The 5,862-nt window shown below is 61.8% G+C and carries 6 protein-coding genes; 2 read left to right on the forward strand and 4 right to left on the reverse strand.

Translation table 11 applies throughout. The features are described 5' to 3' along the window. Positions 1–225: 225 nt before the first annotated feature. Together K8W16_RS10625 and K8W16_RS10630 are read right to left on the reverse strand one after the other, a co-directional pair. Positions 226–1,251 (reverse strand): ADP-ribosylglycohydrolase family protein, encoded by a 1,026-nt coding sequence (locus K8W16_RS10625; RefSeq protein ID WP_304123511.1) that lies wholly within the window; start codon positions 1,249–1,251, stop codon positions 226–228. Positions 1,252–1,349: 98 nt separating this feature from the next. Further along, entirely contained in the window at positions 1,350–1,952 is a 603-nt protein-coding gene (locus K8W16_RS10630) for a hypothetical protein (protein ID WP_304123512.1), read from the reverse strand. A 165-nt stretch (positions 1,953–2,117) separates the two neighbouring features. Here K8W16_RS10630 and K8W16_RS10635 point away from each other — a divergent pair, with 165 nt between their 5' ends. After that, the gene (locus K8W16_RS10635) at positions 2,118–3,368 is read left to right on the forward strand and encodes a peptidase U32 family protein (RefSeq protein ID WP_304123515.1); all 1,251 of its coding nucleotides are present in this window, start codon (positions 2,118–2,120) and stop codon (positions 3,366–3,368) included. Positions 3,369–3,417: 49 nt separating this feature from the next. On the opposite strand, the gene K8W16_RS10640 is transcribed toward K8W16_RS10635, so the two are convergent. Next, positions 3,418–4,224, reverse strand: a complete 807-nt coding sequence (locus K8W16_RS10640; RefSeq protein WP_304123518.1) for an ADP-ribosylglycohydrolase family protein — start codon at positions 4,222–4,224, stop codon at positions 3,418–3,420. Between the two features lie 274 nt (positions 4,225–4,498). On the opposite strand from K8W16_RS10640, the gene K8W16_RS10645 reads away from it, so the two are divergent. Continuing rightward, the gene (locus K8W16_RS10645; protein WP_304123521.1) at positions 4,499–4,966 is read left to right on the forward strand and encodes a pyridoxamine 5'-phosphate oxidase family protein; all 468 of its coding nucleotides are present in this window, start codon (positions 4,499–4,501) and stop codon (positions 4,964–4,966) included. Between the two features lie 378 nt (positions 4,967–5,344). Here K8W16_RS10645 and K8W16_RS10650 read toward each other — a convergent pair whose 3' ends face one another. Next, entirely contained in the window at positions 5,345–5,860 is a 516-nt protein-coding gene (locus tag K8W16_RS10650) for an NADPH-dependent FMN reductase (protein WP_304123523.1), read from the reverse strand. Between the last annotated feature and the right edge of the window lie 2 nt (positions 5,861–5,862).

The following is a 5,862-nucleotide window of genomic DNA, read 5'->3' on the forward strand; positions in this document are numbered from 1 at the left end:
CGCAGTTGCCAGACCGCACCTCTTTCTTAGCAAATCAAAAGGAGTGTTTATAACCTACGCATAACTATAAGTTTTCGGGAACCCCCAGCCTAGCTGGGGGGTTTCTTTTAACCAAAAAAGAGGCGGGCCGCACGGCCTGCCTCCCTCTTTTCCGGGACTACTGCCATACCTCGGAAAGCTCACCCCCCGTATGGAGAAGCACTTTCCCCGGAGCGGTTCCTGCGCTCAGCCCAGGAGCCGCTCCGCCAAGGGCATGAAATCCATGGGCCAGTAAGCCTCGGGCCTCGGACGGGCAACCCGTCCTTCCTTCGGCATGCAGGAAAGCACGGCGTCCGCCCACTGATGAGGGAAAGAATCAATATCCAGCGCTGCGCCGAGCAAAGCCCCCGCCACCGCTCCGTTGGCCGCCGCATCGCCCCCGTGCATGGCTGTATCGCGCACCCCCTCCCCGGCGCTTCCGGCAAGGAGAAGACGCCGGAAACCGTTGTGCAGCGTGGTGAGCACATGGCTCATGTTCTCCTGATAATTCGCAAGCTCCTGCGCTCTCGCCCTCTCAAGGCAGTCGCGCACGCGGACAGATTCGGCCGCCGGAATATCGCTCCATAAGGGAAGCGCCTCGACCACGGCACAGGCAGCCCGCCACATAGCCAGTCGAGAGCCGCTCCTTATTCCGCAGGCAAGGGCCGACACATAGGAGACGCTTGCGGCACGACACACAGGGTGCGGGTTCGTGAGTGCGGCTTCCTCCATGGACAGAAGAGCCAGCTTCCTCATGCCCGTGTCTTCAGCAAGAGCCTTCATGTCGGGCACAGCGCCGTCATCGCAGGGAAGCGCCGTATCCGGCACGAAACGCACGCCGAATATACCAAGCGGGCTCACCCGCATCAGCGCGCAGTTGGCTTCGCTCCGCGCATCCACCTTGCCGTGCAGGGCGCGGAACACCGAGTGGGCAAAATCCACAGGGTGGCTGCCCAGCCACGCCGCATAGGCCGCGCGCACCTTTTCTGCATGAAATCCGCCCTCTGTGACGAGACTGCGGGCCAGGGCGAGCGCCATTTCCGAATCGTCGGTAGGCTGGCCCGGAAGGGTACCGTAAAGCGCGCTGCCCTCCAGCTCGTCCATGCCCGCGGGGTACAGGGCTCGCACCTTTTCCTCATCTTTGAACTCCACCTGACTGCCCAGGGAATCGCCGGCTATCTGGCCGAGCAGGCAGCCCCATGCACGGCGTATTTCAGCGGCACTTCTTTCCATGTCTTTTCCTTTTCAGCAAGATGTTACCCCGGTTTTGCCGGAAAAAATTCCCTTCGCTCCCCGCGGCCTCAGGCAGGCCGGTGTGGAGCAACAGTCAGTTACGGCTGTATCGCGCCCTGTTCCTTCTGCTCCGCCTGATCGCTGATGGCGGGGTAGTCCCGACTTTCCATATATAAGGTACAGTAGGAAGCCTGCTTTCCCCCCTCGGTTTCCGAACCGGCAAGAAAGACGTATACTGCGCCCGGCCCGTCAGCCGCTCCGGAAACGGGGAAAATCCATTCCAATACCTCCATGCCTCCTTCATCGGCAAGGTAACCGCGAAGGTCGCTCCCTGCGTCCTCCACATCCTCCACATTGAGGGAAGGCTCCCCGTATTTCGCGACAAGCTCTTCCTTCAGGCTGTGAAGCACCTCCAGCGTAGCCGTTCCCTCGGCGCTCAGGTCGTCGGAAGAAGAAGCCATGATCCGTATGATCCGGCCTTTGAAGGTATCCACCGCATAGGTATCGAACCGGGCGTCGGGTGCGGGCGGAGTCACTTCATACATCCTGATTTCCCACCGTTCGGAAACCGGCTGCTCCCCGTGGCCGTACCTGCCGATATCGCTCCCGAGTTCCAGACCGAAAGCCCCAGCCCCCAGGGCGCACGCCGCCCTGCAGAAAAAAAAGACGGCAACGAAAAAAGCCGCTTGCATATATTTCATGGAATACTCCCTTGCCGCCAAGGCGGCAGTCCCTTCATTAAGCGCAAGGGCCTCCTTTGTCCAGTACGGGAGTCTTGTCTTTCCTCGCAAGGCAGGCTAGAGCTTTGTTGCACCCCGGGCCGCACGCAATACCGCGCCCCCTTTTCTTTTAACCCCGATACTGCCATGAAGGAATATTCGCTCCCGGAACTTCTTGCCCCGGCCGGAGGCCGGGAACAGCTGGAGGCCGCCGTTCTCTACGGAGCAGACGCCGTGTATCTCGGCGGAAGCGTCCTTTCCCTGCGGGCCAAATGTCAGGGCTTCGACGGCAAGGCCCTGGAAGAGGCCGTGCGCCTTGCCCACGAGCACGGCGTAAAAGTTTACTACTGCCTGAACGCCCTTCCCTTCGACGAACATCTCCCGCTGGTGGAAGAGCAACTCGACGCGCTGCCCGACCTCGGCGTGGACGGACTCATCGCGGCCGACCCGGGAGTGATACGCCTTGCGCTCCGCCGCTGCCCGGGTGTGGAGCTGCACCTTTCCACTCAGGCCCACTCCGTCAATGCCTCCGCTGTGGAATTCTGGAGCGAAGTCGGCGTGAAGCGCATCAATCTGGCCCGCGAACTGAGTAAAGAGGCCATGGAGAGCCTTATCCGGCGCTTCCCCTCCATGGATTTTGAAATCTTCGTCCACGGGGCCATGTGCCTTTCCCTTTCCGGCCACTGCCTCATCTCCGCCTGGGTCAACAACCGCCCGGCCAATCTCGGCCTGTGCACGCAGCCCTGCCGCTTCGAGTACCGGGGCATCACCCTCACGGTGGAGGAAGCCCTGCGCCGCGACGGCCCTTTCCTCGATATCGAGCAGGGAGAAGACTTCAGCGCCGTCTGGGCTCCCATGGACCTGTGCCTCGTGCGCTGGATGGAGGAAATCGTGCGCATGCATCCCGCTGCGCTCAAGCTGGAAGGGCGCACCAAGAGCGGGAGCTACGTCGCCCAGGTGACGGACGTGTATCGCACAGCCCTCTCCCTTGCCGGAACTCTGGGGGAAAAAACGCCGGAGGACGCTGAGGGGCTCCCCCAGGATGCTTTTGTGGAAGAGCTTCTGCACACGGCCTCACGCCCGCTCTGCTCCGGCTTCTTCCTGCCGGAACGCGTGGTGGAAAAAGCGCCGCACGATTTTTCCCCCAGGCCCGTAGTGGCCCGCGTGGTCGAACCCGGGCCGAACGGCGGCTGGCAGGTGGAAGTGCGTTCTCCCTGGAACGCGGATACCGACGCCTCGCTCCTTCTGCCCGGCATGCGGCGGCCGAAGCTTTGCGCGGGAAGCTACGTTCTGGAAAACCACAGAGGCGAAAAAGCGGAGCGCCTCAACCCGGGCATGCACGGCACGCTGTATGCCGACCTCCCGGGCATAGCACCGGGAATATATCTCCGGGCATAACAAGCTCCTTCCGACGAACGCTCTGCCGGAAGCTGCGCTCTGCTTCCCCTCAGTCCCGCCGCCCCGGCACGGGAGCAAAGCGCTCTTCAAAACGCTCCAGTACCTCGCGAAGCGGCGCGGCCAGAAAGGGCATGACGCGCGCCCGCAACGCCTCGGGAACGCCGTAACGGGCCTCTGCCATACTGCCCGCCATAGCGGCGATGGTGTCGCTGTCTCCCCCCAGGGAAACGGCGTTGCGCACGGCATCTTCAAAATCCACGGCTTCCAGAAAGGCCTCTACGGCCTGCGGTACGGAGCCCTGACAGCTCACGTCGAAGGCATAGTCCCCGCGTATCTCGTCCAGCGTGAAATTCAGCCTGTACCAGGAAGCCTCCACAAGCCTGCGTATCCTTTCCAGAGACTCCCCTTGCCGTGCGTACCAGATGACGGCAGTCACGGCTTCGGCCCCGCGTATGCCTTCCGGGTGATCGTGCGTGATCGAGGTGACGCGCCTTGCCATGTCCAGCGCGTCTTCCAGGGATTCCGCCGCCCAGGCGCAGGCGCTCACACGCATAGCCGCGCCGTTGCCGAAACTGCCGTAAGGGGCCGGATTCTCAGAGGCCAGCCAGCGGGAGAAACGCCCTCCGTAGCACCCGCGCGCAAAGCGGCGGCCGAAATCCCGCATGGAGGCGACGGCCGCCTCCGCAAGCTTTTCCCTTTCATCCCCACATTCCAGCACGGCGCGGGCCACAGCCAAAGTCATCACGCTGTCGTCCGTCACACGGCAGGCCGGAGTCAGAAATTCAAAGTCCTTGCTTTTGATATTGCTCCACTCAAAACGCGATCCGACGATATCGCCGACAACGGCTCCCAGCATGGCTTCCTCCAAAGTTCAAGCATCACATTAATTTTTCTGGACGCAACGTGCGGGAAAACATGCCGCGGAAGCTTTTTCTCTCCTCTTTCCGCAGACATGATGCCGCGTTGCGCGCAATCACGGAAAAAAGATTGACAGGGGCTTACCCCCGATGAAAAGCTTTTACCCCAGCCCGGCAGGCGGCTCCCTCCACGGCAGGCCTCCCGCACCGCTCCATATTAACACAGGCTCTTCCGCAGGCGAAGAGCCTCCATACCCGAAACAAGGAGAAAATATGCGCCGCAAAGACAGGGAGTGTAACGCTCCGGCCTTTTTCACCGGCCTGCTGGAGCAGGCGGAAGTCCTCACCTTGGCCTTTCAGACCGAAGAAGCCCCCTATGTGGTTCCCGTCAACTTTGTTCTTCTGGAAGGCGCACTGTATTTCCACTGCGCGAAGGAAGGACGCAAGTTGGACTGCCTGAAGCGCAGCCCGGGCATAGGCTTTTCCGTCCACGAAGTTCTTGCCATAGACAGGGAAAAGGCCACCACGCTCTACAAGAGCCTGTGCGGCACGGGAAAGGCGGCATGCGTCGTCGACATGGAGGAAAAAAGCCGAGCCCTGGCCGCTCTGGCGGAAAAATACCGGAGCCGCTGCACGCTCCCCATCCCGCCCAAGGTGCTGGAGAGCACGGAAGTAGTAAAAATCAGCATCCTGTCCCTGAGCGGAAAGAGCAACCCTCCTCAGGCAGACGCTCAGGCCTGAGCGCACCCCAACCTTCCACCGGGATGATCCAGCGCGCCCGGGTTATTCCCGCTCATGCGGACGCGGCAGAAGCAAAACAACTCCGGGGGCATACAGAGCCCCGGAAATTACGCACTCACCGCCCCGGCCAGCTTTCCGCACGGCATGGGATTTTGTCAGCCGTTCCTGCCGCCCCGCCGGGGTGGAGCACCTTCCCCTGCCGAAGACGCATGCGGCAAACGGTCTTCCGGGAAAACGCGTCTTTCCCCCGGAGGCGGGATCAGCCCTTTCTGACTCTGCGGCCCGGCTGAGGGCCCGGCCCTTTCTGAACACGGCGTCATGGCGACTACCCTACGGCACAGAGGCCCCTTGCAAACGCCGCGCGAACAAGCTCAGTGTTCAAGCTCCCTTTTCCACCCTGTCCTTCAAGGCATTCATCAGCGCAGCCACCTTTTCCCGCAGCTTGCGCCCTTCCGCACTGCCGGATACGTCGCCCTGAGCGGTGAAGGCGTCGGAAAAGGCGTTGGCAAACACTTCCGGCCTGTTCAGGACCCGGATATCAAGATAGACGCAGCTCTGACGCAGGTGATACTGCGCCCGGGAAGTCCCCATGCCGCCGCCCGCCCCCATCATGGCGGCAGGCTTTCCGGCAAGGATTTCCCCCGGTTCACGCGAAAGCCAGTCCAGGGCGTTCTTCAAGGCCGGGGCCACGGAATAATTGTATTCCGGTACAGCCAGCACAAGGGCGTCGGCCGTTTTCACCCCCTCGGCAAGGGCGACGACGGACTCGGGCTTTTCCCGCCCTTCCACATAAAAAGGAATGTCGGCAATGTCGGCAATGACAAGCTTTATGCCCTCGGGCATTTCTTCCTGCGCGCAGCGAAGAAGTCCTTTGTTGCGCGAGGCATCCCGCAGAC

The sequence above is a fragment of the Mailhella massiliensis genome (genome assembly GCF_020741395.1).
Lineage (GTDB): Bacteria > Desulfobacterota > Desulfovibrionia > Desulfovibrionales > Desulfovibrionaceae > Mailhella > Mailhella massiliensis_A.